At 58.4% G+C, this 2,885-nt stretch carries 2 protein-coding genes; both read left to right on the top strand.

What is annotated here, in order from left to right; all coding sequences use genetic code 11:
- On the top strand, window positions 1–896 hold an 896-nt coding region (locus P792_RS38420; protein ID WP_023978086.1), incomplete at its 5' end, for a TonB-dependent receptor domain-containing protein.
- A gap of 198 nt (window positions 897–1,094) precedes the next feature.
- Window positions 1,095–2,279: an MFS transporter gene (locus P792_RS25225; RefSeq protein WP_023978085.1), complete on the top strand. Its 1,185-nt coding sequence runs from the start codon at window positions 1,095–1,097 to the stop codon at window positions 2,277–2,279.
- Window positions 2,280–2,885 lie beyond the last annotated feature (606 nt).

Here is a 2,885-nt window from a genome sequence, read left to right as displayed (position 1 = left end):
CCGGTATGATGCAGATGGCCGATATCATGGCAGCACGAAAGTTCAACGCTGCCTCGCGAGGGCGGACAGACACAAATTTCGACGTGACGGCCACCGGTCGCTGGCATATTCGTGACGACCTGATGCTAGAGGGCGGTTACGCCCGCAAGACACGGTCGCCCAACCTCTACGAGCGCTATGCCTGGGGTATGGGCACCATGGCCACGCGCATGATCGGCTGGTTCGGCGATGGCAACGGCTATGTTGGCAACCTCGACCTGCGCCCCGAAATTGCGAACACGGCCAGCATGACGCTGACATGGCACGACCCGAAAGGCGATGGATGGGAAGTTCGGCTCCAGCCATTCTATACCTACACAGAGGGCTATATTAACGTCGTCCGTCTGGCATTATTCAGCAATGGGCTGTCGAAGCTGCAATTCGTCAATCATAACGCGCAGAGTTACGGCCTCAATGGCTCAGCGCGTTATCGCCTGTGGAATGACGAGCGCTTCGGACAAGGCAGGATCGTGACAAGCTTCAACTGGGTGCGTGGGCAGGATATGGTCACCCATTCCGGCCTGTATCATCAGATGCCTGCCAACGGCACGATTGGCCTCCGCGAGACCTATCAGAACTGGACCGGACGTGTGGATGTCACACTGGTGAAGAAGAAATCGACGGTGGACTGGCTGCGTAACGAACCGCGCACACCGGGTTATGCGCTGTTGGGCCTGGGCGGCAGCTATCGCTGGCGCAAGCTCACGTTGGATGCGAGCATCGAGAATGTGCTGAACCAGAAATACTATCTGCCGCTAGGGGGGCTCTCGCTGGGTGATTACCGTCAGACGAATATCCTGTCGCCCCTCGCCGGACTTGGCCGGTCGTTCAATCTCAGCCTGACAGCCGCGTTCTGATGATGGCAAGGCGACGCGTTCATTCTGACGGCGTCGCCTTGCCCGTGCCGGGGCAGCAGGATGTTTCGACCCAATGGGCCATGATAAACAACCCACATGCTGTCTTGCCTAATCTGCCGCCCGCGCCTATCGCCTAGCCCACTGGTCAATGTTCAGGGGACCGCCCGGAGCGGCTGGCGGAAAGGGGAGCGCTTTGAGATGGTTGGGGTGACGGATCAGGCGGCGGCAACATGTTCGGGTCCGGACAGGCTTCCCCGTCATGCCATGATCATTCTGGCTCTGGCTGCCTTTGTGACCTTGCTGACCGAGATCATGCCTGCCGGATTGCTGTCTCTGCTTGCAGATGGCCTCCAGATTACCCAGGCGGCAAGCGGGCAGTTCATCACGGCCTTTGCGTTGGGTGCCCTTTGCGCTGCTCTTCCTTCAACGGCGTTGACCTATAAAATGCCACGCAAGCGCCTGCTCTTGCTGGGTCTGGTCGGCTTCACGCTGATCAATGCAGCAAACGGCATCATCACCAATCTGGCGCTTGCCCTGACCATCCGCTTCTTCGCCGGATGCTGTGGCGGGCTGATCTGGGCCATGTTCGCGGGTTACGCGACGCGGCTTTCACCACCGGCACAACGGGGCAGGGCAATTGCGCTGGCGGGTTCGGGCGTCACGCTGGCACTCGTGCTTGGTGCGCCGTTGAGCGCGGCAATTGGCCAATGGCTGGGCTGGCGCGGCGCCTTTTTATGTCTTGGCGGGTTTTCGGGCCTGCTCGTGATCTGGTCGCTCTTCTTTCTGCCAGATGCACCGGGCAGTCAGGCCGGGAGCCATTTCAGCCTTTCAGGCAGCCTGCGTCAGCCTGGTGTGCTTGCCAATCTGACACTGATTTTCAGCTTCGTTGCGGCGCATAGCCTGCTCTACGTTTTCATCGAGCCCCTGCTTGTCCCCTCCGGACTTGGAGCGCGCGTAGATGTCCTCCTGCTGGTCTTTGGCGGAGGCTCGGTTGCCGGTCTCTTTGTCACCGGCATCCTGATCGATCATCATCTCTCGCGGCTGACGATGGCCAGCATTCTCGTATTTATGGCGGCCTGTCTGCTCATGTCACTCGGTCTGACGCACAAGCTTCCGGTCTGCCTCGGTGTTGTCATGTGGGGTATTACCACTGGCGGGTTCGCTGCCCTCACGCAAAGTGCCATGACGAGCGTCGCGGGACGCTTCATGGATACCGCTCAAGCCATGGCGACAACGGCCTGGAACCTCGCCGTGTCAGCCGGTGGGTTATTGGGGGGCGTGTTGCTGACCCATAGCAGTATCGTCGCGCTGCCTGTCGTCGCGATCCTGCTTTTGCTGCTGGGGCTGGGGGCCTATCAACGCGGACTGCGCCCGCTCATTTGAAGGATAGGCCCTGTCAGGCCGTCAGAGTGTTTTGATGTGCGTCGTGGCAACGCGCAGACGATGTTTCCTGACCGTGCGCACAGTGAACACTGCCAACCCGACGACCACGACAGTTGCTGCGAAGCTCAGTGTGAGAGACTGCAAATCAGTCATCGCATAATGTAAATGCGCAGGGCCCCACCATCTTGTCATTTTGAACCTCCGATATTCTGGGCCGGCGAACCAGCATTTAGCTGGCCCTTTGTGCTCTTGTCAGAAAGCTGATCCGCTCGACACGGGAAGAGTGGGCGTCTTGGAAATTATCGTCAATATACAACTACAGTCACAATAATCACGATATTGTCTTTTTGATATAGATCAAAACCAAGAAATACAAAGACATCGAATACTAACCACAACATGTGCGTTTGCAACACAAGAATGATCTGAAGCCACCAGGGCGAAAACGGCACCGAAGCGGGCTTTCTCCATGGGAGCATTGTCTTGCGCCGGGGAGTGGTGGCCGCTTTGGGAGTTCTTTCCGAGACCGAGCGGCAGCCTCACAGGTGAGTTGCTAACAGAAAGCTGTGACACGCTCGCCTCGCGCGCGCTCAAGCAGTCAGAGAC

This window comes from Asaia sp. SF2.1 (assembly GCF_000505765.1).
Classification (GTDB): domain Bacteria; phylum Pseudomonadota; class Alphaproteobacteria; order Acetobacterales; family Acetobacteraceae; genus Asaia; species Asaia bogorensis.
Note: the sequence above shows the minus strand (reverse complement) of the source record. Positions and strands in the feature narration are given on the sequence as shown.

What these genes read in the sequence shown, in the direction of transcription:
- P792_RS25225 (WP_023978085.1), top strand. Translation starts at nt 1,095, where the DNA reads ATGGTTGGGGTGACGGATCAGGCGGCGGCAACATGTTCGGGTCCGGAC.